At 73.7% G+C, this 24,640-nt stretch carries 26 protein-coding genes; 16 read left to right on the top strand and 10 right to left on the bottom strand.

Features of this window, described 5'->3' with window-relative positions; genetic code table 11:
* Positions 1–32: 32 nt before the first annotated feature.
* A complete protein-coding gene (locus GA0070622_RS31035) occupies positions 33–683 on the bottom strand; it encodes a DUF4241 domain-containing protein (RefSeq protein WP_091583375.1) in 651 nt (216 codons plus the stop codon).
* Between the two features lie 80 nt (positions 684–763).
* Here GA0070622_RS31035 and GA0070622_RS31030 point away from each other — a divergent pair, with 80 nt between their 5' ends.
* Positions 764–1,156, top strand: coding sequence for a PPOX class F420-dependent oxidoreductase (locus GA0070622_RS31030; RefSeq protein WP_091583372.1), 393 nt, complete (start codon positions 764–766; stop codon positions 1,154–1,156).
* A gap of 55 nt (positions 1,157–1,211) precedes the next feature.
* On the opposite strand, the gene ku is transcribed toward GA0070622_RS31030, so the two are convergent.
* Complete coding sequence (gene ku, locus GA0070622_RS31025; protein ID WP_091583369.1) at positions 1,212–2,189, bottom strand: non-homologous end joining protein Ku; 978 nt, start codon at positions 2,187–2,189, stop codon at positions 1,212–1,214.
* Between the two features lie 86 nt (positions 2,190–2,275).
* Here ku and ligD (GA0070622_RS31020) point away from each other — a divergent pair, with 86 nt between their 5' ends.
* Both ligD (GA0070622_RS31020) and ligD (GA0070622_RS31015) read left to right on the top strand, forming a co-directional pair.
* On the top strand, positions 2,276–3,214 hold the full coding sequence (gene ligD, locus GA0070622_RS31020; RefSeq protein WP_091583364.1) for a non-homologous end-joining DNA ligase: 939 nt from the start codon (positions 2,276–2,278) through the stop codon (positions 3,212–3,214).
* Positions 3,204–4,118: a non-homologous end-joining DNA ligase gene (gene ligD, locus GA0070622_RS31015; protein ID WP_091583361.1), complete on the top strand. Its 915-nt coding sequence runs from the start codon at positions 3,204–3,206 to the stop codon at positions 4,116–4,118. The genes ligD (GA0070622_RS31020) and ligD (GA0070622_RS31015) overlap by 11 nt, the downstream gene beginning before the upstream one ends.
* On the opposite strand, the gene GA0070622_RS31010 is transcribed toward ligD (GA0070622_RS31015), so the two are convergent.
* Positions 4,045–5,118, bottom strand: coding sequence for a hypothetical protein (locus GA0070622_RS31010; protein ID WP_091583358.1), 1,074 nt, complete (start codon positions 5,116–5,118; stop codon positions 4,045–4,047). The genes ligD (GA0070622_RS31015) and GA0070622_RS31010 overlap by 74 nt on opposite strands.
* A gap of 103 nt (positions 5,119–5,221) precedes the next feature.
* Positions 5,222–5,593 (bottom strand): DUF4267 domain-containing protein, encoded by a 372-nt coding sequence (locus GA0070622_RS31005; protein ID WP_091583353.1) that lies wholly within the window; start codon positions 5,591–5,593, stop codon positions 5,222–5,224.
* An 87-nt stretch (positions 5,594–5,680) separates the two neighbouring features.
* On the opposite strand from GA0070622_RS31005, the gene GA0070622_RS31000 reads away from it, so the two are divergent.
* From GA0070622_RS31000 to GA0070622_RS30980, 5 genes are all read left to right on the top strand, one after another.
* On the top strand, positions 5,681–6,259 hold the full coding sequence (locus GA0070622_RS31000) for a TetR/AcrR family transcriptional regulator (protein WP_091583348.1): 579 nt from the start codon (positions 5,681–5,683) through the stop codon (positions 6,257–6,259).
* A 27-nt stretch (positions 6,260–6,286) separates the two neighbouring features.
* On the top strand, positions 6,287–6,973 hold the full coding sequence (locus GA0070622_RS30995; protein WP_091583343.1) for a TIGR03089 family protein: 687 nt from the start codon (positions 6,287–6,289) through the stop codon (positions 6,971–6,973).
* A gap of 91 nt (positions 6,974–7,064) precedes the next feature.
* Positions 7,065–7,964, top strand: a complete 900-nt coding sequence (locus tag GA0070622_RS30990) for an alpha/beta fold hydrolase (protein ID WP_091583340.1) — start codon at positions 7,065–7,067, stop codon at positions 7,962–7,964.
* A 253-nt stretch (positions 7,965–8,217) separates the two neighbouring features.
* Positions 8,218–9,075: a GNAT family N-acetyltransferase gene (locus GA0070622_RS30985; RefSeq protein ID WP_091583335.1), complete on the top strand. Its 858-nt coding sequence runs from the start codon at positions 8,218–8,220 to the stop codon at positions 9,073–9,075.
* A gap of 178 nt (positions 9,076–9,253) precedes the next feature.
* Positions 9,254–10,207, top strand: coding sequence for a zinc metalloprotease (locus tag GA0070622_RS30980; RefSeq protein ID WP_091583331.1), 954 nt, complete (start codon positions 9,254–9,256; stop codon positions 10,205–10,207).
* A 52-nt stretch (positions 10,208–10,259) separates the two neighbouring features.
* Here GA0070622_RS30980 and GA0070622_RS30975 read toward each other — a convergent pair whose 3' ends face one another.
* Positions 10,260–11,939, bottom strand: coding sequence for a DNA repair helicase XPB (locus GA0070622_RS30975; protein ID WP_091583327.1), 1,680 nt, complete (start codon positions 11,937–11,939; stop codon positions 10,260–10,262).
* 173 nt (positions 11,940–12,112) lie between these two features.
* Here GA0070622_RS30975 and GA0070622_RS30970 point away from each other — a divergent pair, with 173 nt between their 5' ends.
* Positions 12,113–12,976, top strand: coding sequence for a L,D-transpeptidase family protein (locus GA0070622_RS30970; RefSeq protein ID WP_091583323.1), 864 nt, complete (start codon positions 12,113–12,115; stop codon positions 12,974–12,976).
* Positions 12,977–13,096: 120 nt separating this feature from the next.
* Positions 13,097–13,333, top strand: coding sequence for a hypothetical protein (locus GA0070622_RS30965; RefSeq protein WP_091583320.1), 237 nt, complete (start codon positions 13,097–13,099; stop codon positions 13,331–13,333).
* Between the two features lie 4 nt (positions 13,334–13,337).
* Here the strand turns inward: GA0070622_RS30965 and GA0070622_RS30960 are convergent, their stop codons facing one another.
* A complete protein-coding gene (locus tag GA0070622_RS30960; protein ID WP_091583317.1) occupies positions 13,338–15,803 on the bottom strand; it encodes a helicase-associated domain-containing protein in 2,466 nt (821 codons plus the stop codon).
* A gap of 37 nt (positions 15,804–15,840) precedes the next feature.
* Between GA0070622_RS30960 and GA0070622_RS30955 the strand changes: the two genes are divergently transcribed.
* Together GA0070622_RS30955 and GA0070622_RS30950 are read left to right on the top strand one after the other, a co-directional pair.
* Positions 15,841–16,464 (top strand): HAD family hydrolase, encoded by a 624-nt coding sequence (locus GA0070622_RS30955; RefSeq protein WP_091583314.1) that lies wholly within the window; start codon positions 15,841–15,843, stop codon positions 16,462–16,464.
* 28 nt (positions 16,465–16,492) lie between these two features.
* Positions 16,493–16,879 (top strand): cold-shock protein, encoded by a 387-nt coding sequence (locus GA0070622_RS30950; RefSeq protein ID WP_091583311.1) that lies wholly within the window; start codon positions 16,493–16,495, stop codon positions 16,877–16,879.
* Here GA0070622_RS30950 and GA0070622_RS30945 read toward each other — a convergent pair.
* The gene (locus tag GA0070622_RS30945; RefSeq protein ID WP_091584294.1) at positions 16,840–17,670 is read right to left on the bottom strand and encodes a 1,4-dihydroxy-6-naphtoate synthase; all 831 of its coding nucleotides are present in this window, start codon (positions 17,668–17,670) and stop codon (positions 16,840–16,842) included. The two genes, GA0070622_RS30950 and GA0070622_RS30945, sit on opposite strands and share 40 nt — an antisense overlap.
* A 525-nt stretch (positions 17,671–18,195) precedes the next feature.
* Between GA0070622_RS30945 and GA0070622_RS30940 the strand changes: the two genes are divergently transcribed.
* Positions 18,196–19,068: a GNAT family N-acetyltransferase gene (locus GA0070622_RS30940; RefSeq protein ID WP_245666926.1), complete on the top strand. Its 873-nt coding sequence runs from the start codon at positions 18,196–18,198 to the stop codon at positions 19,066–19,068.
* Here GA0070622_RS30940 and GA0070622_RS30935 read toward each other — a convergent pair.
* Together GA0070622_RS30935 and GA0070622_RS30930 are read right to left on the bottom strand one after the other, a co-directional pair.
* Positions 19,040–19,690: a futalosine hydrolase gene (locus tag GA0070622_RS30935; protein WP_091583305.1), complete on the bottom strand. Its 651-nt coding sequence runs from the start codon at positions 19,688–19,690 to the stop codon at positions 19,040–19,042. The two genes, GA0070622_RS30940 and GA0070622_RS30935, sit on opposite strands and share 29 nt — an antisense overlap.
* A complete protein-coding gene (locus GA0070622_RS30930) occupies positions 19,687–21,318 on the bottom strand; it encodes an MFS transporter (protein WP_091583302.1) in 1,632 nt (543 codons plus the stop codon). The genes GA0070622_RS30935 and GA0070622_RS30930 overlap by 4 nt, the downstream gene beginning before the upstream one ends.
* Before the next feature lie 87 nt (positions 21,319–21,405).
* On the opposite strand from GA0070622_RS30930, the gene GA0070622_RS30925 reads away from it, so the two are divergent.
* Positions 21,406–22,248: a DUF3027 domain-containing protein gene (locus tag GA0070622_RS30925; RefSeq protein WP_091583298.1), complete on the top strand. Its 843-nt coding sequence runs from the start codon at positions 21,406–21,408 to the stop codon at positions 22,246–22,248.
* Between the two features lie 4 nt (positions 22,249–22,252).
* On the opposite strand, the gene GA0070622_RS30920 is transcribed toward GA0070622_RS30925, so the two are convergent.
* Positions 22,253–22,468, bottom strand: coding sequence for a DUF2530 domain-containing protein (locus GA0070622_RS30920; protein WP_425412793.1), 216 nt, complete (start codon positions 22,466–22,468; stop codon positions 22,253–22,255).
* 138 nt (positions 22,469–22,606) lie between these two features.
* Here GA0070622_RS30920 and GA0070622_RS30915 point away from each other — a divergent pair, with 138 nt between their 5' ends.
* Positions 22,607–24,088, top strand: a complete 1,482-nt coding sequence (locus GA0070622_RS30915) for an NCS2 family permease (RefSeq protein ID WP_091583290.1) — start codon at positions 22,607–22,609, stop codon at positions 24,086–24,088.
* 61 nt (positions 24,089–24,149) lie between these two features.
* Complete coding sequence (locus tag GA0070622_RS30910; RefSeq protein WP_176558738.1) at positions 24,150–24,599, top strand: MarR family winged helix-turn-helix transcriptional regulator; 450 nt, start codon at positions 24,150–24,152, stop codon at positions 24,597–24,599.
* The last annotated feature ends 41 nt before the right edge of the window (positions 24,600–24,640 follow it).

The following is a 24,640-nucleotide window of genomic DNA, read 5'->3' as shown; positions in this document are numbered from 1 at the left end:
ATTCGGTATGGGCGGGGCCCCTTGTTCACACCTCAGTCCTCGACGGGCACCACCATGAAATCGGTGACGAACCTCGCGACCCGGTCGTCCGCGTCCCGGCCGATCCAGGTGCCGTAGCAGCCGTCCCCCCAGCCCGACCAGACCGCCACCACGTTCGCGCCGGTCTCCTCGTCCACGACCGCGTCGACCAGGCCCGGCACCGGACCAGGGGCGGAGCCCTCGTCCCCGGCGATGAAAACCTCCTCGATCCGCTCGTAGTCCCAGTCCTCGATCACGGCGAGAGCGTCGCGGTCGGCGAGCGTGCCGGTGCCGGCGTCCACGCCGTACCCGAAGAAGCCGTCCGGGCCCAGCTCGCCGATGTCCTGGCCGTCGACGACGGCCATCTCCCACCGCGAGACCGGCTCGTCCCGGACGACGACCTCCAGCGCCGCGACCCGCCGGTCGGTCTCGTCGCCGTCGCGGCGGACCGACGACACCCAGGCACGTGCCGGGTAACGGCCGGGCGCGACGGCGACCGTGTACGGGTCGCTCTCCGGGCAGACCAGCGGATCGCACCCCACCAGTCGGCCGGTCGGCAGCACGACCTCACCGGCGGGGTGCGCCTCGATCACGTGCACGGCCGTGCCGTCCTCGAACCGGGCGCCGGGGGTGAGCAGTCGCTCGAAGTCTGGGGTGTACGGCATGGGAAGTGTCCTTTCGTCGGCCGACGGCCGGCGGAGCGTACCGGCGGCGGCGGACAACCCACCGAGGTACGTTCTCGACCATGGCGATCCTCACCGAAGAAGATCTGGCCCTGCTCGGCGAGCCCCAGCTCGCGCACGTGGCCACGATCGAGTCCGACGGCACCCCGCACGTCACCCCGGTCTGGGTGGACACCGACGGCGAGCACATCCTGTTCAACACGGCAAAGGGCCGGCAGAAGTACCTCAACATGGCGCGCAACCCGGTGGTCGCGGTGTCGGTGGTGGACAAGGCGGACGACTTCCGCACGCTCTGGGTGAAGGGCACCGCCGAGTTCGTCACCGAGGGCGCCGACGAGCACATCGACCGGATGGCGAAGAAGTATCTGAACCAGGACGCGTACCCGTGGCGCCGTCCCGGCGAGGAACGCGTCATCGTGCGCGTCACGCCGACGGAGAAGCTCGGCCGTGGGTGACAAGAGGGGGCCCCGCCTATACCGGAGGCGTTAAGCGGGGGCCCCTCCTTGCACCTCAGGCGGTCTTCTTCTTCGCGGCGGTCTTCTTGGCGGGGGCCTTCTTCGCGGCGGTCTTCTTGGCCGGTTCGGCCTTCTTCGCCGCGGTCTTCTTGGCGGGGGTCTTCTTGGCGGGGGCCTTCTTCGCGGCGGTCTTCTTCGCCGAGCGGGCCGACGAGATCGGGGTCGGCTCGGCCCCGCCGCCGGACGGCGCCTCACCCCGGGCCGCCCGGGCCCGCTCGACCGACGCCTTCAGCGCGGCCATCAGGTCCACCGCGGCGGCCGGCGCTGCCTCTTCCTCCTCCGGCTGCACCACCTCACGGCCCTCGACCTTGGCGTCGATGACCTCCTGCAACGCGGCCCGGTAGTCGTCGGTGAACGCGTCCGGCTCGAACTCGCCGGCCATCGAGTCGATCAGTGAGCTGGCCATCGCCAGCTCCGGCGGGCGGACCTTCAGGTCCTCGTCCAGGAAGCCGAAGTCCGGCTGGCGGATCTCGTCCGGCCAGAGCATGGTGTTGAGCAGCAGCACGCCCTCGCGGACCCGCAGGGTGGCCAGTTGCTCCCGCTGGCGCAGCGCCACCTTGACGATCGCCACCCGCTCCGAGTCGGAGAGCGCGTCGCGCAGCAGCACGTACGGCTTGGTGGCCGAGCCCTCCGGCTCCAGGAAGTAGGCCTTGTTGTAGAGGATCGGGTCGACCTGCTCGGCCGGCACGAACTCCAGCACGTCGATCGCGTGCGAGGTGCTCAACGGCAGGTCGGCGAAGTCCTCGTCGGTGAGGATCACCATCTCGCCGCCGCCGATGTCGTAGCCCTTGGCGATGTCGTCGTAGGTGACCTCCTCGCCGCAGACCGAGCAGGTGCGCTTGTAGCGGATCCGGCCGCCGTCCTCCCGGTGCACCTGGTGGAACCGGATGTCCTTCTCCTCGGTGGCCGAGTAGACCTTCACCCCGATCGACACCAGGCCGAACGACACCGCTCCTTTCCAGATCGCCCGCATCCCGCGCTCCTCTCCCCGGTTGACCACCAGAATCGCAAACGATCGAACGGGACGCACGCGCTTCCGCGCGCAACTACAGTCAGGAGGTGCCCGGCGCGCCGTTGAAGCCGATGCTCGCGATGACCGGGCAGCTCCCGGCCGGTGCCGCGTGGGCGTACGAGTTCAAGTGGGACGGGGTCCGCGCGCTCGCCGACATCTCCCACGGCGACCGGCACTTCTACGCCCGGTCCGGCGTCGAGATCACCACCGCGTACCCGGAACTGCTCAACCTGGCCGAGCAGGTCGACGACGCGCTGCTCGACGGCGAGGTGGTGCTCTTCGCCGACGGGCAGCCGTCGTTCACCGCGCTGGCCGAGCGGATGCACGTGCGCAACCCGGTCAAGGCGGCGCGGCTGGCGGCGACCGTGCCGGTCACGTACATGATCTTCGACCTGTTGCGGCTCGACGGCGTGGACCTGACCGCCCGGCCCTGGCGGGAGCGGCGGGCGGCGCTGGAGTCGCTCGGGCTCGGCGCCGCCCGGTGGGCGGTGCCGCCGGTCTTCGGCGACGGCCCGGCCACCTACGCCGCGGCCGGCGAGCACGGGCTGGAGGGCGTGATGGCCAAGCGGGTCGAGTCGGTCTACCGACCCGGGGTGCGCTCGCCGGACTGGGTGAAGGTCAAGCTGGAGGTCACCGGCGACTTCGTGGTCGGCGGCTGGCGACCGGGCGCGCGCCGGGTCGGTGGCCTGCTGGTCGGGGTGCCCGGCCCGGACGGCCGGCTGATCTACCGGGGCCGGGTCGGCGGCGGGATCGGCGCGGCGATCGAGCGGGAGCTGCTGCGTGAGCTGGAGCCGCTGCGTGCCGACGCGTCGCCGTTCGCCGCCGGCGTGCCGCGCGAGGATGCCCGGGGTGCGATCTGGGTATCACCCCGGGTCGTGGTGGAGGTGAAGTACGGCCAGCGCACCCCGGACGGCCGGCTGCGCTTCCCGCGGATCCTGCGCCTGCGCCCGGACAAGCCGCCCGAGGAGGTCGACGATGCCGGCTGACCGTTTCAAGGTCGAGGTCGAGGGGCGCTCGCTGGAGCTGTCCAACCTGGACAAGGTGCTCTTCCCGCAGGCGGGTTTCACCAAGGGCGAGGTGATCGACTACTACACCCGGATCGCCCCGGTGCTGCTGCCGCACCTGCGCGACCGGGCGCTCACCCGGATCCGCTTCCCCAACGGCGTGGACGGCGGGTCGTTCTTCGAGAAGAACGCGCCCGCCGCGACCCCCGGTTGGGTACGCACCGAGAACCTGCCCGCCCCCGGGTCGAGCAAGGGACGGGAGACCATCGACTACGTGGTCTGCGACGATCTGCCCACGCTGGTCTGGCTGGCCAACCTGGCCGCGCTGGAGCTGCACACGCCGCAGTGGAAGATCGGCGCCCACCCGGACATGATGGTGGTCGACCTGGACCCGGGCGCCCCGGCCGCGTTGAAGCAGTGCTGCCAGGTGGCGCTGCTGATGCGCGACCGGCTGGCGGCCGACGGCGTCGAGGCGTACCCGAAGACGTCGGGGAAGAAGGGCATGCAGCTGTGCTGCCCGATCGCCGGGACCCAGGACGCCGACGTCGTCTCCGACTATGCCCGGCGGATCGCGCAGGAGCTGGAGAAGGCGCACCCGAAGCTGGTGGTGTCGAAGATGGCGAAGAACCTGCGGCCCGGCAAGGTCTTCATCGACTGGAGCCAGAACAACGCGGCGAAGACGACTGTCGCGCCGTACTCGCTGCGCGCTCAGCCGGTGCCCGCCGCCTCCACGCCGCTGACCTGGGACGAGGTCGAGGCCGGCGCGGCCGGCAAGCGCCCGTCGACGAAGCCGTACACGGCCACCGAGGTGCTCAGGCGGGTGGAGAAGCAGGGTGACCTGCTGGCACCGCTGCTCGACGGCGGTCCCGAGCTGCCCGCCCGCTGACCCGCCACCACGCGCCGCCGACCAGGAGCAGCACGATCGCGCTGACCGCCACGTCGCCGACCAGGGCCGCCGCCGGGCTTGCCGGGGAGTAGGTCGGCCCGTCGTACGCGAACGCGGCCGCGACGACCAGGCTCGCCGAGCCGGCGGCGAGCACCTGCCGCTGTCCCCAGCCGGGCCGCCGGGACCAGCGCGTCAGCAGGACGGCGGTGACCGCGGCGAGCGCGGCCGCGAGCCCGACGCCCGGCCAGCCCGGCACGATCCCGGCCCCCACGTACGTGACCAGCACGACCAACGCGGGCCACACCGGGTGCGGCGCGGCCGGCGGGCCGGCGTCGGTGGGCGGTCGCCCGGCGTCGGCGTGCCGGCGCCCGGCGTACCGGCGGCGGAGCAGGGCGGCGGTGACCAGGGCCAGCGCCAGGCCGGTGGCGAACGCCAGCTGGAGCGGCGCGGCCAGGAAGCCCTTGCGGCCGCCGTCGTCGGCGAAGACCAGCAGACTGCCGCCGAGCCAGAGCAGCGCGGCCGCGACCAGCCCCGGGCGGCCCAGCCAGGGCCGCGACCGGCGGCCCGCCCCGAGGTACGACTCGACGAGTGCGATCGACGCGCAGATGGTCAGCGCCACGTGGTTGCCCACGTAGTCGACCGCCTGCCGGGCGCTGAACCCGAGGCCGGGCACGAGCGTCGCCTCGGCGGCGGATCGGGTGTCGGCGAACTGGGTGTCGTCGAGGAACCCGGGATTGAACAGCGACTGGTCGACCAGGCCGGCCTGGACCACGCCGAAGGCGGCGGCGAGCAGGACGATCCCGGGCCAGCCCAGCCCGAGCCGGCGGGCGGTCTCGCGGATCAGCAGCGCGGCGCCGCCGTACATCGGGGCGAGCACGAGCACGACGAACGGCATGCCGGTGAGGGTGAATCCACCCCAGGAGCATTCGGCGGTCCAGGGTGCGAGCAGCAGCAGCGCGACCGCCGGCGCGAGTCGCCGGCGCAGGGTTTCGGTCGTCATGCCCGCACCGTCCCGCAGCCACCCGGCCCGCCGATACGGCCATCGGCCGACCGGGCCCGCGACCAAAGTCGACGGTCGCGGACCGGCCGGCGGCGGGCCCGGTCTAGAGCGCGAACAGCAGGGCGGCGTCGACGAGGATGACCACCGCGGTGGCGAAGTGGACGCCGAAGGCGACGGCCCGGGTGCCGCCGTTCCGCAGCACCACGACGGTGTCGCCCAACGGGTTGAGCGCGACGACCAGCATGTACCAGGCGACGGCGTCGGCGCTGGTGAACGCGATCAGCGCGAGGCCGAGCAGGCCGTAGCTGAGGTCGCGCAGGCCCTTGACGGTGAGGTAGGCGGTGCCGCCGTCCGGGGTGGCCGCGACGCCGTAGCCGGCGGCGGAGGCGCGCGGTGCCAGGAGGAACCGGGCGCCGATGAAGACGCAGAAGAGGCTGAGGACGATGGCGAGCCCGTAGGCGACGGGGGTGAGCATGACCGACTCCGAATCTAGCGACGCTAGGAATGGTGGCGACGCTAGCAGAGCGTCGGCAGGTTGGCTAGCAGTGCTAGAGTCGGGGTCATGTCGATTCAGGCCCGCCGGGAGCGGGAGCGGGCGGAACGCGAACGGGCGATCATCGCCGCCGCCCGGGACCTGGCCGAGTCGGAGGGCTGGGACGCGGTCACCACCCGTCGCCTCGCCGCCGAGATCGAGTACAGCCAGCCCGTGCTCTACAGCCACTTCACGGGCAAGGACGCGATCATGGCGGCGGTCGCCGTGGAGGGCTGCGGCGACCTGGCCGCCGAGCTGGCCGCCGCCCGGGCCGCCGCGACCGACGCGCGGCAGGCGGTGGCCGGCATCGCCGCCGCGTACGCCGCCTTCGCCGAACGCCGGCCCGCGCTCTACGACGCGATCTTCACCCTCCCCGTCGCCCTCTCCTTCGCCAGCCAGGACACCCCGGTCGAGCTGGCCCGTGCCTTCGCCGAACTGGCCGAGACGCTGCGGCCGTTCGCCGGTGACGACGACCTGGAGACCTTCACCGAGACGTTCTGGAGCGGGCTGCACGGCCAGGTCACGCTGATGCGCGGCGGCCGGCTGCGGCGGGCGGAACACGAGCGGCGGTTGGCCCTCCTGGTCGACCGGTTCGCCCGGCTAGGGTGAGCTGACCGCCAGGGAGGAGCACGCCCGATGGCCACCCACGCACCAGCCGCCGTCGCGACCGACGAGCCGCTGCTCAGCTATGTCGACGACGCCACCGGCGAACGCACCGACCTGACCGCGCCCCAACTGGGTGAGTGGGCGGCCCGCAGCGCCGCGCTGCTCCGGGACGGCTGCCGGCTGCGCCCCGGCGACCGGGTGGCGGTGCTGCTGCCGCCGCACTGGCGTAGCGCGGCGGTGCTGATCGGCGCCTGGTCGATCGGGCTGGCGGTCTCCTTCCGGCCCCGCGCGCTGGCCGGGTTGCCGGTGCTGGAACCGGGGGCGGACCGGCCCTACGACGCGGTGTTCGTGACCCCGGAGCGGCTCGACGACTGGCTGGAGGACGTGCCCGAGGGCACGCACCGCTACCTGGTGGGCACCGGGCCGGGCCCGCTCGGCGAGGTGCCGCCGGGCTGGCTGGACTGGTCGGCCGAGGTGCTCCGGCACCCCGCCGACACGCCGGACCACACCGCCGTCGACCCGGCCGACCCGGCTACGGCGGACGGCACCAGCTTCGGCGCGTGGCGGCGACTCGCCGCCGAGATCGCCGAGCAGCTGCACCTCCGCCCGGGGGACCGTTTCCTGGTCGACCTCACCGAGCACGAGCACCCCCTCACGTGGCTCCTGGCCCCCCTCTCCGCTCGCGCCACGATCGTCATCCACTCCCCGTCGCGCTGATCTCGCACGTGTCGCCCCTCCGCCGGGGGATCGACGGCCCCTGCCGGGTGCCCGATCGCATGATCGACGGCGCGATGGGGAAGCGGGCCCGATGACGGAGGCGTGGGGAGAGGTTCGGCGGGTCGAGGCCGGGGAGCTGAGCGTCGGATACGTCGACGCGGGACCGGCGAACGGGGACGTGGTCGTACTGCTGCACGGGTGGCCCTACGACATCCACAGCTTCGCCGACGTCGTGCCCCGGCTGACCGACGCCGGACGGCGGGTGATCGTGCCCTACCTCCGCGGATTCGGGCCGACCCGGATCCGGGACGCCGGCGCGCCGCGCAACGGCCAACCGGCGGCCCTGGCGCAGGACACCCTGGACCTGATGGACGCGCTCGGGGTGCAACGGGCGACGCTCGCCGGGTTCGACTGGGGCGCACGGACCGCCGACGTGATCGCCGCCCTCCGACCGGAACGCTGCGCCGGGCTGGTCTCGGTGAGCGGCTACCTGATCGCCGGCCAGGAGGCGGGCCGCGCGCCCCTGCCCCCGTCGGCGGAACTGTCCTGGTGGTACCAGTTCTACTTCGCCACCGACCGGGGACGCGACGGGTACGACCGGAACCGGCGGGACTTCGTCCGGCTCATCTGGCGGACCGCGTCGCCGCGGTGGCACTTCGACGACGCCACGTTCGACCGGAGCGCGGCCGCGCTGGACAACCCCGACCACGTCGACGTGGTGATCCACAACTACCGGTGGCGGCTCGGGCTCGCCGAGGGCGAGGCGCGGTACGACGAGTGGGAACGGCGGCTGGCGGCCAACCCGGACATCACGGTCCCCACCGTCACGCTCGAGGGCGACGCCAACGGCGCCCCGCACCTCGACCCGTCCGTCTACGCGGCCCGCTTCACCGGCCCGTACGAGCACCGCACCGTCAGCGGAGGCATCGGCCACAACCTCCCCCAGGAGGCGCCCCGGGACTTCGCCCAGGCCATCCTCGACCTCCCCTGACGCACCCCCGCGCCCGCCCCGCACCGCGTCGAGCCCGCCCTCGGGCTCGCTCGGTATTCGCCGATCTTGGACTTGTGGCACCTGCCAAAGGCTGCGAAGCCGACATTCGAGGCGCCACAACTCCAAGATCGAAGGCGGTGGGGGTGGGGTGAGGGCGGGGGAATGGGGTTGACCTGGGGGAGGGGTTGGGGCCTACTGCCGGAGGGCCGGGCCGTGGGGTCGGGCGTGACGGCGGTGGTGACAGGGGTGGACTGTGGACGGGACGGACGGGCTGGTCTGGCGGGAGTTCGGCGACGAGGACCTGCCCGCGCTGACCGGCCTGGTGCAGGCGTGCCTCGCCACCGACGGCGGGTTGCCGCTGTTCGCGCGTACCCCGTTGCTGCGGGCGCGGCTGGTGCAGACGCGTACCCACGGCGCCTGGTGCGGTGACGGACCGGTCGCGGCCGTCGGGGTCGGCACCGGGCGGACACCCGTCACCGCCACCGGGCTGGTGCACCCGGCGTGGCGCGGGCGTGGGCTCGGCGGCGCGCTGCTGGACTGGGCCGAGCGCCAGGCCGGCGACGCGGGCCTGCTGCACACCACCGAGACGTGGAGCATCGGCGCGGAGGAGCTGTTCGACGCGCGGGGCTACACGCGGACGTTCCTGGAGTGGGTGCTGCGCCACGACCTCGACGCGTTGCCCGACGTCCCCGCGCCGGACGGCGTGACGGTGGAGCGGGCCGCGCTCGGGCCGGAGCTGTTCGCCACCTACCGTGCCTCGTTCGCCGACCGGCCCGGCTTCGTCGAGCCCGACGCCGAGGAGTGGTTGGGCGACCTGCGGGACGACGAGGACCACCGGCCGGAGCTGACCCTGATCGCACGCGGGTCGGACGGCCACGCGGCCGGTTTCGTCACCGTGCTCGACACCTGGATCGACCAGGTCGGCGTGGTGCCCGGGTGGCGGGGCCGGCGGGTCGGGGCGTACCTGGTGGCGCGCGTGCTGCGCGGGCTCGCCGGGGCGGGCGCGGACGCCGCGTGGCTCTGCGTCAACGACGACAACCCGGCGGCCGGGCTGTATCGGCGACTCGGCTTCGGCGACGCCGGCCGCCGCGCCCGCCACCTGCGCCGCTGAGGGCGGACTGAGTGAGTCGTTTCCGGCATCAGCTCGAAAGGGAGCGGACAGCGGCCACCCGCGGGGGGTGTTGTGAACGCCGGTGACGTGGTCTTATGTCGGGACGACGACGTCATCGACCCGCAGCTTTGACAACCCCGCGTCGGTACTCCTTTCATGCCTCTCGAAAGGTGCAACGATGCACAGGAAACCGACGATCCACCTGGCGGTGCTCGCCGCTGCCGCCGCCACGTTCCTGACCTCCGGGGGAGCGTCCGCCACGGCCGCACCCGTGAGCCCCTCCGCCGAGGTCGCCGCCTGCGAGCCGGGCGCCGACACGCACAGCGTCGCCCGGGTGAGCGAGGGCGCCACCGCCCAGGAGCCGGAGCTCTACTCGAAGAACGAGGCGAACGCGTACGGCGTGATCAAGGACGCCCCGCGCCTGGCCGACGGCAGCGTCACCATCCCCACCGTGTTCCACATGGTCTCGGACCACCCGTTCAGCGCGGCCGAGACGGCCCGCTGGAACACGCTCATCGCCGCGCAGATGACCGTGCTCAACGACTCGTTCGCCGGGCGCACCGCGGCCGACGCCTCCGACACGCCGTTCCGGTTCTCGCTGGTCGACACCACCTGGACCGTCAACAGCGCCTGGTACACGGTGGTGCCGGGGAAGAACGAGCGCGACATGAAGAAGGCGCTCTACACCGGCGACTCCCGCACGCTCAACGTCTACGCCGCGAACATCGGCGGCGGGCTGCTCGGCTGGGCGTACTTCCCGAAGGGCTACAACAACGGCCGCGACTACATCGACGGTGTGGTGATGCTCGACGAGTCGATGCCGGGCGGCACGGCCGGCAAGTACGCGCTCGGCGACACGCTCACCCACGAGGTGGGGCACTGGCTGATGCTGGAGCACACGTTCGCGCACGGCTGCTCCGCCTCCGGCGACTTCGTCGCCGACACGCCGCGTGAGGCGGCGCCGCAGTTCAACTGCCCGGTCGGCGCGGACACCTGCACCGCGCCGGGGCTCGACCCGATCCACAACTTCATGGACTACACGCAGGACTCCTGCATGAACATGTTCACCCCGGGCCAGGCCGACCGGATGAGCGACGCCTGGGTCGCCTTCCGCGCCAGCGGCCAGGGCTGACCGCGGAACCGGGCGGGCCGCACGAGAGCGGCCCGCCCGGCCCGCGCGCCGATCAGTCGACCGTCGGCAGCTTCGGGCCGAGCACGTCGTCGGCGTCCACGATGGTGTACGCGTACCCCTGCTCGGCCAGGAACCGCTGCCGGTGCGCGGCGTACTCGGTGTCGATGGTGTCCCGGGAGACCACGGTGTAGAAGTGCGCCTGCCGGCCGTCGGCCTTCGGCCGCAGCACCCGGCCCAACCGCTGGGCCTCCTCCTGCCGCGAGCCGAACGTGCCGGACACCTGGATCGCCACCGCCGCCTCCGGCAGGTCGATCGAGAAGTTGCCGACCTTCGAGAGCACCAGCGTCCGCAACGAGCCGGAGCGGAACGCGTCGAACAGCCGCTCGCGTTCCTTGTTCGTGGTGGAGCCCTGCACGATCGGCGCATCGAGATATTCGCCCAGCTGGTGCAACTGGTCGAGGAAGCCACCGATGACGAGGACCTGCTCGTCCGGGTGCCGCTCCACCAGCGCCCGGACCACCGGCAGCTTCGTGCGGGCGGTAGCCGCCATCCGGTAGCGCTCCTCCGCCTCCGCCGTCGCGTACGCCATCCGCTCCGCGTCGGTCAGCGTCACCCGTACCTCGGTGCACTCCGCCGGGGCGATCCAGCCCTGCTGCTCGATGTCCTTCCACGGCGCGTCGTACCGCTTCGGGCCGATCAGGCTGAACACGTCACCCTCCCGGCCGTCCTCGCGTACCAGCGTCGCGGTGAGGCCGAGCCGGCGGCGGGCCTGGAGGTCCGCCGTGAAGCGGAAGATCGGCGCGGGCAGCAGGTGCACCTCGTCGTAGACGACCAGGCCCCAGTCGCGGGCCCCGAACAGGTCCAGGTGGGTGAACGCGCCGCCGCGCCGCGAGGTGAGCACCTGGTACGTGGCGATGGTGACCGGGCGGATCTCCTTGCGCTCGCCCGAGTACTCGCCGATCTCCTCCTCGGTCAGCGAGGTGCGGGCGATCAGCTCCCGCTTCCACTGCCGTCCCGCCACCGTGTTCGTCACCAGGATCAGCGTGGTGGCCTTCGCCTCGGCCATCGCCGCCGCCCCGACCAGCGTCTTGCCGGCGCCGCAGGGCAGCACGACCACCCCGGACCCGCCGGCCCAGAACGCCTCCACCGCCTCCCGCTGGTACGACCGCAGCGTCCACGGCCTGCCGCCGTCCTTGCCGGACTCGGCCAGGTCGATCGGGTGCGCCTCACCGTCCACGTAGCCGGCCAGGTCCTCCGCCGGCCAGCCGAGCTTGAGCAGCGCCTGCTTCAGCCGGCCCCGCTCGGACGGGTGCACCGCGATCGTGTCGTCGTCGAGCTTCGCGCCGAGCATGCCGGCGAGCTTCTTGCTCTTCGCCACCTCGATCAGCACCACCCGGTCCAGCGCGCGCAGCACCAGCCCGTGCACCGGGTCGTTGGCGAGCTGGAGCCGGCCGTACCGGTCCATCGTCTCCGCCACGTCCACCAACAGCCCGTGCGGCACCGGGTAGCGGGAGTACTTGATCAGGGAGTCGACCACGCCCTCGGCGTCGTGGCCGGCGGCCCGCGCGTTCCACAGGCCCAGCGGGGTGAGCCGGTAGGTGTGCACGTGCTCCGGGGAGCGCTCCAGCTCGGCGAAGGGCGCGATGGCCATCCGACAGGCCTGCGCGTCCGGGTGGTCGATCTCCAGCAGCAGCGTCTTGTCCGACTGCACGATCAGTGGTCCACCGCTCACGCCAGCGTCCTCTCGCATCGCCCGGAATCTCTGCCCGCACCACAGCTGACCTGCCGAAGGCGGACCATCCAGTGTTACACGCCGGGGACGGTCCGAAAAAAGTCTTGCTGGACAGGCAACGTCATACTCGTCCCACACGTCTAGCAAGCGGGACAACTGTCCAGGGAGGGCCCATGCAGCGTGTCCGGTTTCTCGCCCGGGTCGCCGGCCTGGCGGTGGTCGTGCTGGTCGGCGTCGGCGCGTGCGCGCTCGATCCGCAGCCGGAAGGCGCCGGGGTCACCACCCCCGCGCCGGTCGGGCTGACGGAGGGAGCATCGGGGGCGAGCGCGCCGCCCACGTCCGAACGGCCGGCGACGTCCCCGTCGGCGCAGCCGAGCCGGACGGCCACGCCGAAACCCTCCCGGTCGCCCGGGGCGACCGCCTCCCCGAAGCCGAGCCGGTCCAGCGGATGCCCGCAGGGGGAGCACCAGCGGGCCGTGGAGAGCTACCTGAGCCGGCTGGGCGGTTTCGGGACGCTGACCGTGGACGGCGCGCAGTCCGCCGCCGACTGCGCCGCGATCAAGAAGTTCCAGACCCGGTACGGCATCAGCCCGGCCTCCGGCCGCGCCGGTCCCACCACGTACGACGTGGCGAAGCGGCTGGCGAACACCGACGTGTCGCGCTGCCGGGCCGGTTCCCGGCTCACCTTCTGCGTCGACCTGACCCGGCAGACCGTGTGGGCGATGCGCGGCGGCACGGTGGTGATGGACCCGACCGTCACCCGCACCGGCATGTCCGGATACGCCACGCCCGCCGGCACCTATTCGGTGGGGCGGAAGAACCCGCGCGAGTGGTCCAACCCGTACGAGGTGTGGCTGCCCTACTGGCAGCAGTTCAACGGCGGGATCGGCTTCCACGAGACCACCACCTACCTGCACAACGGGGCGATCGGCTCGCACGGCTGCGTCAACCTGCTGCACCGCGACGCGGTACGCCTCTGGGAGCTGGGCTCGGTCGGCACCCGCGTGGTGGTGGTCGGCCGCCGCCCCGGCACCTGAGCCCCGCCCCGCCCGCACCCGTGACCGGACCGCCCGGATCAGGGTTTTAACCCCTGTCCGTGCGATCCGCTCGGTGTCACGCTGGAAGCCGGGTCCACCACGGGGCGGGGAGGGGCTGACATGACCGTCGACCAGGACGTGCTTCCCGAGGACGAGCGGACGGGGCAGCACGAGGTCTCCACGGCGGTGATGGTTGGCTACGCGGCCGCCGCCGCCGGCGTGTTCGGCTGGTTCCTGTTCGGGCTGCTGGTGCAGCGGCAGGGCTTCGTCGACTCGGTCGGGGAGTCCGCCGGCGCGGCCTTCGCGCTGCTGCTGGCCGTCTCGGTGATCGGCACGTTGCGCCGCAACGGGGAGTGACGCCTCACTCCTCCAGCACGGCGGCCGTGATCCGGTGCAGCGCGAAGGTGTGCAGCATCTCGGTGCGGTCGTCCTCGGCGCGCAGATAGCCGGCGCCGATCGACACCGGCCGCACCAGCCGGGACGCGGTCGCCCCGTGCGCGTCGACGTAGCCCACCCAGACCAGCGCCCGGTCCCGTACCGCCTGCTGGAGCACCGCCAACGCGTCGCCGTGCCCGGGCACCGGCGTCGGACCGCCGGGCGGCGTGCCACCGCGGACCACGGCCGGCGCCCGCCGCGCCGCCCGGGCCGCCGCGTCACCCCGGCGGATCTGCTCGACCACGCCGAGCAGGCGGGGCATCGGCAGCTTCGGGGTGGCCAGCGGGTCCACCGGGCGTCCGGTGACCGGCGTCCGGGCCGGCGCCCGCCGGGTCTTCGGCCGGGCCAGCACCGTCGCGCCGCTCGCGTCCTCCGGCACCGGCGCGTATCCGGCGTCGCGCAGCGCGAGCAGCATCCTGTTGACCTGGTACGGGGTGACCAGCACCGTGGGCGCCAGCCGACGGAACGCCAACGACTCCAGCCGACGGTCCGACTGGACCTCGGTGAGCAGGGCCTCGTCGTCGCTGCGCACGTAGCCACCGGCCGAGCCGACGCGCAGCCCGCCGTGCTTGCGCGCCACGTCGTCCACCAGGTAGCTGAGGCCCTGCGGCACCGGGGTGCGGGACCGGCGGCGGAACAGCGCGTGCAGGTCGTCGGCGGTGTAGCCGGCGTCCAGCGCCCGCCGGACGCTGGCCGTGGTGACCCGGTGCACGCTCGCCCCGCCCGCCGACTCGTGCTCGGCCACCACGTCCAGCTCGGCGGCGAGCGCCGGGTCGGGCGGGCCGGGCACCACCACGGTCAGGTCGGCCTGCACCAGGACGTGGTCGACCGGAGCGGGCAGCAGCCCGTCCAGCGCGCGCACCGCCGTCGACGGGTCACCCGACTCCGCGTCGGAGCGCAGCCCGAGCGGGTCGTCGCCCCGCTCGTCGGCGTCGTTCAGCTCGGCCAGCAGCAGCCGCCCGTACGAGGTGAGCGCACCGAGCCCGGTCACGCCGAGCCGGGCGGCCTCGGCCAGCACCTCCCGGTGCGCCGCCTCGCGGCCCCGGGCCCGCCGGGGCGCCCGCCAGTCGAGCAGCTCCAGCACCTCGTCGGGGGTCGGCGCGGTGCCCTGCGGCAGGTCGGCGAGCACGGCGAGCACCGCGCGCCGGGCGGCCGGCGCCCCGGCCCGTTCCGCCTCGGCCGAGAGCACCGAGATCGGGCGGTCCCGGTCGTCCCGCTGCCCGACCAGGCCCACCTGGCGGGTCATCGCCAGCCAGGCGCGGGCGAGCTGTTCCCAGCGTTGGGCGAGCGACGCGGCACGCCACACCTCGTACCCGCCGGTGGGCAGGATCTGCTGGTCACCGCCGTACCGGGTGCTGGCTCCGCCGGTCAGCTCCAGCTCGCCGACGAGCCCCGCCGCGTACGCCACCTCGAACAGCAGCGCGGTGGTCGGCTCGTCCTGGCCGAGACCGCGGGCGAGTCGGCGCAGGTCGCGCACGCCCACCCCGCCGGAGCGCAGCACCGGCGCCGGCTCGACGACCAGCGCCTCCAGCAGCGCCTCGGTGTGCCGGACCACCTCCATGGTCTGCCCGGCGCCGGCCGAGTCGACGGCCTTGACCTCCCGGGGCGGGCCGGACACCAGCGGCGGGCTGGTGCGCAGCGGGCCGAGCGGGCCGGCGTCGCGGCGCAGCACCAGCCCCACCTCGCGGGGCAGCTCGACGGTGCCGCCCTTGCCGCCGGACATCCGCACCAGCAGCCGGTGCTCGACCAGCCAGCGGATCGGCGAGCCGGTGGGCGCGCCGCCGTTGACCAGGTCGGGCGGGAGCACGTCCTCGCCGCCGGTGGCGGGCGCCTCCAGGGCCCCCGGGGCGACCGTGCCGACAGGTGGCCCGGCCGCGAGCCGGTCGAGCACCGCGCGGGCCGAGGGCGGCGCGGCCAGCAGCGTGCGCCGGAGCTTCGCCGGGTCCGCGCAGAGGGCCGCCGCGCGCGCGTCCAGCTCCGCCGCCGGCCGGCCGAGCCCCGCCGGGTACGGGGACACCTCGTCGACGCCGCCCACCACGCACAGGTCGTGCTCGGGGCCGTAGAGCAGGAACCGGGCCCGGAGCCGGTCCACCGCGGCGCGGACCGCGGTCGGGGCGGGCGGGTGCGGCCCGGCGGTGGCCATGGCCAGGATCTGGTCGGTGGAGGTGGCGCCCTCGGGGCCGCGGGTGAGCCGGGCGGCGTCGAGGATCTGCAGGGTGAACTGGTCCAGCCCGTCGAGCGCCCGGGCCACGGAGACCCGGGACTGGGCGCGCAGGGCGAGGGCGGACACGTCGGCCGGCACCGGCACGACGAGGTCCGGCCGCAGCTGGAGCAGCGCGGCCAGGGACTCGTCGGGAAGGGCCCGCAGGTGGTCGGCGAGTGAGGTGGTCATCGTCGTACCACGCTAGCCCGCTGGGTAGGTTCTCGGCATGTCTCCGCTGATGGTCGGCTTCGACCTCGACATGACCCTGGTCGACTCCCGCCCCGGCATCGCCGCGGCCTTCCGGGCGCTGACCGCGCGCACCGGCGTGCCGGTCGACGAGGAGCTGGCCGTCTCCCGGCTGGGTCCGCCGTTGCGCACCGAACTGGCGTACTGGTTCCCACCGGAGCGGGTCGAGGAGGCGGTGACGCTCTACCGGGAGCTCTACCCCGCGTACGCGATCACGCCGACCGTGCCGATGCCGGGCGCGGCGGCGGCCCTGCGGGCGGTGCACGCGCGCGGCGGGCGGACGATGGTGGTGACGGCCAAGATCGGGCGGCTGGCGCAGCTGCACCTGGACCACCTCGGCCTGCCGGTCGACGAGCTGGCCGGCGACCTGTTCGCCGAGCAGAAGGCGACCGCGTTGCGCGAGCACGGGGCGACGCTCTACGTGGGCGACCACGTGGCCGACATGGCCGCGGCGCGGGCGGCCGGGATCCCCGGCGTGGCGGTGGCGACCGGCCACTGCACGCCGGACGAGCTGAGCGCCGCCGGCGCGGAGGTGGTGCTGGATGATCTCGCCGAATTCCCGGCGGCGGTCGACCGGATCATCGGGCTAGCCTTGGAGGGGTAGACGGTTCGAGTGGAGCGGGGTTCGACAGGTGCCGACGGGTCGAGTGAAGTGGTACGACGCGGCCAAGGGATACGGGTTCGTCACCAGTGACGAGGGTGGCGACGTGTTCCTGCCGAAGGGCGCGCTACCGGCGGGTGTCGCCGACCTGAAGGGTGGTCAGCGGGTCGATTTCAGCGTGGTGGACAGCCGGCGGGGCGCCCAGGCGATGGGGGTCAAGCTGCTGGAGGCGCCGCCGTCCGTGGCGGAGCTGCGCCGGCGACCGGCCGAGGAGCTGCACGGCCTGGTCGAAGACATGATCAAGGTGCTGGAGGCGAAGGTCCAGCCGGACCTGCGCCGGGGCCGCTTCCCGGATCGCCGGACCGCGCAGAAGATCGCTCAGCTGGTCCACGCGGTGGCGCGCGAGCTGGAGGTCTGAGGGACGAGCCCGGCGTCGGCGGCCCGGCCCAGCAGCGCCTCCACGGCGGCGAAGCCGGCCTCACCCAGGTCGGCGGTGAACTCGTTGACGTAGAGGCCGATGTGCCGGTCCACCACGTCGGGCTCCATCTCCTGCGCGTGCGCGAGGACGTACTCGCGGCTGGCCTCGGGGTCGGCCCAGGCCTGCCGCACCGACTCGCGGATCCAGGCGGCGGCCTCGACCGGGTCCACCGCGCCGCGGCGGGCCAGGATCGCGCCGAGCGGGATCGGCAGGCCGGTGTCGCCCTCCCACCACTCACCCAGGTCGACCAGGGCGGTCAGCCCGTGGCGCGGGTAGGTGAAGCGCGCCTCGTGGATCACCAGCCCGGCGTCGTACCGGCCCGCGGCCACGCCCGGCATGATCTCGTGGAACGGCACCACCTCGATCCGCGCCGGCGCCTGGTCCGCAGCCCAGAGCCGGAACAGCAGGTACGCCGTGGTCCGCTCACCGGGCACCGCGACTGTCGCGCCGGACAGGTCGGCCCGGTCGCCCCGGGTCAGCACGAGCGGCCCGCAGCCCCGGCCGAGCGCGCCCCCGCAGGGCAGCAGGTGGTAGTCGTCGAGCAGCCACGGCAGCGCCGCGTAGCTGACCTTCACCAGGTCGAACGCTCCCCGCTCGGCGGCCGTGTTGGTGACGTCCACGTCCGCGTAGGTCACCTCGACCGGCGGTGCGCCCGGCACCCGGCCGTGCACCAGCGCGTCGAAGACGAACGTGTCGTTGGGGCAGGGGGAGATCGCCAGGGAGAGCGCCACGCCCCCACCGTAACCCCGGCCACCGCCGTGCCCCATAGCCCGGCCGCGGGTGTGAAACGTCACCGCGCGGCGGTCGAGACGCTGTTCCGCTGGGGGCGGCGCGTCGACCTGGTCCCGCCGCCGGCCGGGTGGCAAGACCTGGCACGGGCCGGCGAAGACGGTCATCGCTGGCACGCCTTTCGAGCTGATATCAGAAACGACTCACAGCGCCTCACCCCGCACCGGCGCCAGCACGGGAGCGACCGCCGTGCCGGGACGCCCCTTCGCGCTGGGACGGCCTTCCGCGCTGGGACGGCCCCGGCCCAACCGCCCTGCTGCCGACCGCCCGTGGTGTCGGTCTGCCCGTGGTGTCGGTCCGCCCGTGGTTCCGGAACGTGGGCGGGGCCGGCGATATCACCGACGACTCAGCTCCAAAGGCGCTCGTTGTCCACACATGCCGCCGCCCGCAGGCGGATGTCCACAGGGTTATCCACAGGTGGAGGGCGGCTGTTGAGAAGTACCGTCCGTCGCCGGCACGCTACCGGTGTGGCTGAGTCGACCCCGTCCTCGCGCGGCACCGACCTGGGCGATCTGCTCCGCAGGCTGCGGCGGCGGGCCGACCTCAGCCAGCGGGAGCTGGCCGCCCGGGCGGGGGTGCCCCAGCCGGCAGTCGCCCGCATCGAGTCGGGTCGGGCCCCGGATCCCCGCTACCGGACGGTCGAGCGTCTGGTCCGCGCGACCGGCGGCCGGATGCGGGTCGATGTCGAGCCGTCGGCGGCGGAGCAACCGACCGCGGCGGAGCAACCGACCGCGCCGGTGCCGCACGACGACATGCGGGACCGGGCGGGTCGTCGCTATCCCGCACACCTCGACGTCTGGGAGGTGCACGAGCCCCGGGACTGGCCGGGCGCGTGGTGGGCCGAGTGGTATTCGCTGCCGGCTCGGCTGTACCCGTTGCCCCTGCCGCCGGCGACCTATCGGTTGAACCGGGACTACCGCGACGAGCGTCGGGAGCGCGAGGCGGTCCGGCGATCGGTGACGGTACGGCGGGTCACCGGCCCGACCGTGCCGGCGACGGCCTGGCGTTTCGTCGCCGAGCTTCGCGGCGGTGAGCTGATCGGTGAGCTGCGGGCGCACGAGGAGAGCCCTCACCTGCGGTGGGGCGACGGCGAGCGCGCGGAGGAGCGGGAAGCCGTCCTGGACGGCGTGCTGATCCTGGCCCGGTACCGACGGTTGGGCATCGGGCGGCGCCTCGTGCAGACGTTGCTGGAGGCGCTCGGCCCGGTCCGCGTCCGTGCGCTCACCGAACAGCCGGGAATCAGTTTCCTGCACGCGTGCGGCTTCGGCATCGAGGCGAGCCGGCCGGCTGCTATGCGGTTCGAGGCGTCGGTCAGCGGAGCGCGGCCGCGGCGGTGGTGAGCGCGGTGAACGCCTCGCGCATGCGCCACGAGCTGCGGTCCCGGGGGCCGACCGGGTTCGAGATCGTCCGCAGCTCGGCGAAGGGGACGCCGGCCTGGGCGGCGGCGACGGCGACGCCGTACCCCTCCATGGCCTCGGCCACGGCGTCGGGGTGCCGGTCGGCGAGGGCCGCGGTGCTCTCGGCGGTGCCGGTCACCGTGCTGACCGTGAGCACCGTGCCGACGGTGGCCGCCGGCAGGGCGGCGCGCAGCGCGCCCAGCAGGCCCGGGTCGGCGGGCACGACGCGTCCGCCGCCCAGCAGCTCCGGTGGCATGCCCAGGTCCTCGACCGGGATGAACCCGGCCGGCGACTCGGCGCCCAGGTCGGCGGCGACGCTGCGGTCGGCCAGCACGGTGCCGCCGACGGCGACCCGGCCGACGAAGCCGCCGGCGATGCCGGCGCTGACCACCGCCCGGTACGGCTGCCCGGCCGCCTCGGCCAGCGCCAGCACCCGTGCGGTGGCGGCGCCGGCGACCGCCGGGCCGACCCCGACCGGCAGCACCGTCACGGTCGCACCGGTGAGGCCGGCGCGGACCGCCTCGGCCTCGGCGGGCACCGCCGTGACCACCAGCAACCCGGTCACGCCACCGGCCCCCGGGGGTCGCGCCGGTTCTCGTCCTCCGCCGTGCCCGGCCCGCCGACCGACGAGGAGGGGCGGTAGATGTGGAATCCGGGCGGCGCGAGTTCGTCGTCGTCCGGTCGCGGTTCGACGCGCTGCGGCGCCGGCGAGGTCGGGGCCGGGTCGTCGAACGAGGTCGGGGCCGGGGCGTCGGGGCGGCTGACCGGCGCGGCGCCCGGCTCGTCGGCGCCCAGTTCGTCGTCGCCCAGCGGCCGGCCGGCCAGGTGCTCACCGCGCAGCCGGCCGGCGACCAGCACCCCGCGCAGGGCCACCAGCGAGGCCACGGCGGCGGCGACCGCCACGCCGATCAGGCCGGTGAACGGCACCAGCCCGAGCCCGCCGCCGGCCACGAAGGCGAGCATCAGCGCGGTCTCCGAATGCGCGAAGGAACTGGCCCGCAGCCGCTCCGGGATGCGTTCCTGGATCGAGGCGTCCACCGCCAGCTTGGCGATCCCGCTCATCAGCGCGGCCACCAGGCAGAGCAGCGCCACCATCGGCAGCGAGAACTTGAGCGTGGCGAGCACCGCCACGCCGGCGACGACGATCGTGCCGCTGGACTGGATCGCGGTCGGGCGGTGGATGCGCAGCCGGGTGCCGAGCGCGGTGGCCAGGAAGGTGCCCACCGCGAGCGCGCCGCCGACCAGGCCCAGCGCGGCCTGCGCACCCAGCTCCCGACCGAAGAAGTCGGTGGTCAGGTCGCCGCCCTTGATGGCGAACGCGAGGAACAGCAGCAGGAAGCCGTAGAGCCCGCGCAACGCCGCCGCGCCGATCAGCGTGGCGATCACCAGCCGGCCGGCCGGGCGCCCCCGGCCCAGCGGGCGTTCGCCGTCGCGGCGGCGCATCGCCCGCAGCGGGTGCGGCAGCCGCTCCGGCGGCTCCGAGTCGGCCTTCGGCGGCAGCCGGAGCGAGATCACCATGCCGATCAGGAAGATCACCGAGGCGACCCGCAGCGGCCACTGCGGCCCGAACCAGAACGCGGCCAGGCCGATCGGGGCCACCAGCGCGCCGGCCACCGTGCCGTAGACGCTGGCCCGCGCCCCGACCTGGGACAGCCCCAGCCCGGCGGGAAGCAGTCGGGGCACCGCGGCGGACCGGGCCACCCCGTAGGCGCGGGAGAGCGCGAGCACCCCGAACGCGGCCGGGTAGAGCCCGAAGCCGCCGATGTAGTCGGAGATCAACCAGGCCAGGAAGGCCCGGCCGAGCATGGTCGCGGCCAGGGCGTAGCGGCGGCCGTGGCGGAAGTGGTCGAGCAGCGGCCCGACCACCGGGGCGAGCATGGCGAACGGGACCATGGTCACCAACAGGTAGAGCGCGACCTTGTTGCGCGCCTCACCCAGCGGTACGTCGAAGAAGATCGTCCCGGCCAGGCCGATGGCGATCAGCGTGTCGCCGGCGCAGGAGAGCGCGTGCAGGTCGAAGAGGCGGACCATGCCCACCTCGTTGCCGGCGCTGCGGGCTCGGGCGGTGCCGGCCCGGCGGGTCATCCAGCGCCCACCGTGCACCGAGCCCCGCAGCAGCAGCCGGGTGGCGCGGATGCCGGTGCCGACGGTCCGCCCGAGAAAGGAGCGGCCGGAGCGGGAGGACAGCGCCATGTGTCCCATCCTCGCCCATCTGCTCCACGCGCGCCGCATCACCCGGAGAGAACGACTCCGGGGAGTGCCTGTCACCGTTCCACGGGCATGGGGAACAATGGACCGGTGACCAGGCCCGCCTCCGCCCGCGCTCCCCGGCTCGACCAGGCCTGCGCCGCCGCCGTCGAGGTGGCCCGCGACGCCATCACCGAGGTGGAGCCGACCGACGTCGGCGACCACCTCCAGGCCGTCGCCGAGGGTGACCGGCTCGTCACCCACTACTTCGACTGCCGGATGGCCGGCTACCGCGGCTGGCGCTGGGCCGTCACGGTGACCCGGGTGCCGCGCAGCAAGCACGTCACCATCTGCGAGACGGTGCTGCTGCCCGGCCCCGACGCGCTGCTCGCCCCGGGCTGGCTGCCCTGGCAGGAGCGGCTCAAGCCGGGCGACCTCGGCCCGGGCGACCTGCTGCCCACCCCGGCCGACGACGAGCGGCTCGCCCCCGGCTACCTGCTCTCCGACGACCCGGCCGTGGAGGAGACCTCCTGGGAGCTGGGCCTCGGCCGGGCCCGGGTGCTGTCCCGCGAGGGACGCGCCGACACCGCCCAGCGCTGGTACGACGGCGACCACGGGCCGGACGCCCCGATCTCCGCCGCCGCGCCGGCCGCCGCCCGCTGCGGCACCTGCGGCTTCTACCTGCCGCTGGCCGGTGCGCTCCGGCTGGCCTTCGGCGCCTGCGGCAACTTCTTCGCCCCGGACGACGGCCGGGTGGTCAGCGCCGACCACGGCTGTGGCGCGCACTCGGAGACGCTGGTCGAGGCGGCGGCCGAGACGCCGGTCGACGAGCTGCCCACGGTCTACGACGACAGCGCGGTCGAGGCCATGTCGGTCAGCCGCGCCCCGGGCTCGGTGGAGGCGGCCGAGCCGGCGGAGCCGTACGGCCACCCCTGACCGGTCAGCGCTGAGGCTGGGCGGCCGCCCGGCGGCGACGCCGGTTGGCGTCGTGCCGCATCATCGTGGCCAGCCCGGGAAAGCCCCACAGGAAACCGGCGAGGCAGGTCCAGAGCCAGTTCTGGTGGCCGTGCGCGGTGAGCCAGTCGCGGAAGAAGAGCAGCAGCACCAGGCCGGCCACCGCCCAGGCGATCAGCCCGGCGACGGCGAACGGCACCATCGGCGGGTCGAGCGGCTCGGGCCGCGGCTGCTGCTCTCGGGGCACCGGTCCAGCGTACGTGATCGTCCTTCCCTGCCCGCCGGGTGATCTGGGACGATGCGCGCGACAAAACCCGGTCGATAACCCGATGAGGACCCGATGTCCATTGCTCCGCCGCCGGATCACGGCACGCCGCCCGACCCCGCGCACCCGCGCAACGCGTTCGACCGCTACTTCGAGATCTCCGCCCGCCGGTCCACCACCGGCCGGGAGATCCGGGGCGGGTTCGCGACGTTCTTCACGATGGCGTACATCGTGGTGTTGAACCCGCTGATCCTCGGCGGCGCGGAGGATGCCGACGGGCGCACGCTGGCCATCCCGGCGCTGGCCGCGGCCACCGCGCTGGTGGCCGGTCTGATGACCATCCTGATGGGGGTGGTGGCCCGGTTCCCGATCGCGCTGGCCGCCGGGCTGGGCGTGAACGCGCTGGTCGCCTTCGAGATCGCGCCGCAGATGACCTGGGCGGACGCGATGGGCCTGGTGGTCATCGAGGGTGTGCTGATCGGCATCCTGGTGCTCACCGGGCTGCGTACCGCCGTGTTCCGGTCCGTGCCGACGCAGCTCAAGACCGCGATCGGCGTCGGCATCGGCCTGTTCCTGACCATCATCGGGCTGGTCGACGCCGGGTTCGTGCGCCGGGTGCCGGACGCGGCGAACAGCACCGTGCCGGTCGGGCTGGGCATCAACGGCAAGATCGTCAGCTGGCCGATGCTGGTCTTCGTGGTGGGCCTGCTGATCACCGTGGTGCTGGTGGTCCGCCGGGTCCGTGGCGCGATCCTGATCGGCATCCTGGCCTCCACCGTGCTGGCCGTCGTGGTCGAGGCGATCGGCAACATCGGCCCGTCCTTCGTCGACGGCAAGCCGAACCCGAAGGGCTGGGCGCTGAACGTGCCCGAGCTGCCGAAGCAGGTGGTGGACCTGCCGGACCTGTCGCTGCTGGGCAACTTCAACGTGCTGGACTCGTGGACCCGGGTCGGCTGGCTGGTCCCGCTGATGTTCGTCTTCACGCTTCTGATCACGGACTTCTTCGACACCATGGGCACGATGGTCGCGATCGGCCAGGAGGGGGACATGCTCGACGAGCAGGGCACCCCGCCGCGCGCCAAGGAGATCCTGCTGGTCGACTCGATCGCCGCCGCCGCGGGTGGCGCGGCCTCGGTGTCGAGCAACACCTCGTACATCGAGAGCGCGGCCGGGGTCGGGGAGGGCGCCCGGACCGGCGTGGCCAACCTGGTCACCGGCGCCCTGTTCCTGCTGGCCATGTTCCTGGCGCCGCTGTCGGCGATCGTGCCGTTCGAGGCCGCGTCGACGGCGCTGGTGGTGGTCGGCTTCCTGATGATGACGGCGGTCCGCACGATCGACTGGACCGACTACGAGATCGCCATCCCGGCGTTCCTCACCATCGTGCTGATGCCGTTCACCTACTCGATCTCGAACGGCATCGGGGCCGGCGTGATCAGCTACGTGCTGGTGAAGCTGGCGAAGGGCAAGGCGCGGGAGGTCCACCCCCTGCTGTACGGCGTGGCCGCGCTCTTCATCCTCTATTTCCTGCGCGGGCCGATCGAGTCCGTGCTGCTCTGACGCTGGTGAGCCTGGTCATAACGCATGTCGTTAGCCAGGCTCATTAGTTAAGCTAACGAGTGTGACGGAGCGGACGGTGACGGCGAAACGCGTGCCACCGGCGCAGCTGGCCCCCCAGCTGCGAGATGCGATCACCCGACTCAACCGGCGGGTCCGACAGGCCCGGCCGGTCGGCGACCTCACGGTCACCCAGCTGTCGGCGCTCACCAGCCTCAAGCTGGCAGGCGCCCTCACGCCCCGGGAACTGGCCGACGTCGAACGGGTGCAGCCGCCCACGATGACGAAGATCGTCGCGAAGTTGGAGGAGCGGGGCCTCGTGCAGCGCACCCCCCACCCGACCGACGGACGGCAGGTCATCCTGGCGGCGACCGAGGGGGGACGGGCCGTGCTCGACCAGTTCGAGCGGGCCCGCAACGAGTGGCTGGCCAGCCGGCTGGCCGCGCTCAGCGAGGAGGAACGCGACACGCTACGGCGGGCCGCGGACATCCTTCAGGCAATCGCCCGCGCCTGACACCGCGTCGCGCGGTTCGCTTCGTCCGTTGTGGATGAGGC

Source organism: Micromonospora sediminicola, from assembly GCF_900089585.1.
Classification (GTDB): domain Bacteria; phylum Actinomycetota; class Actinomycetes; order Mycobacteriales; family Micromonosporaceae; genus Micromonospora; species Micromonospora sediminicola.
Note: the sequence above shows the minus strand (reverse complement) of the source record. Positions and strands in the feature narration are given on the sequence as shown.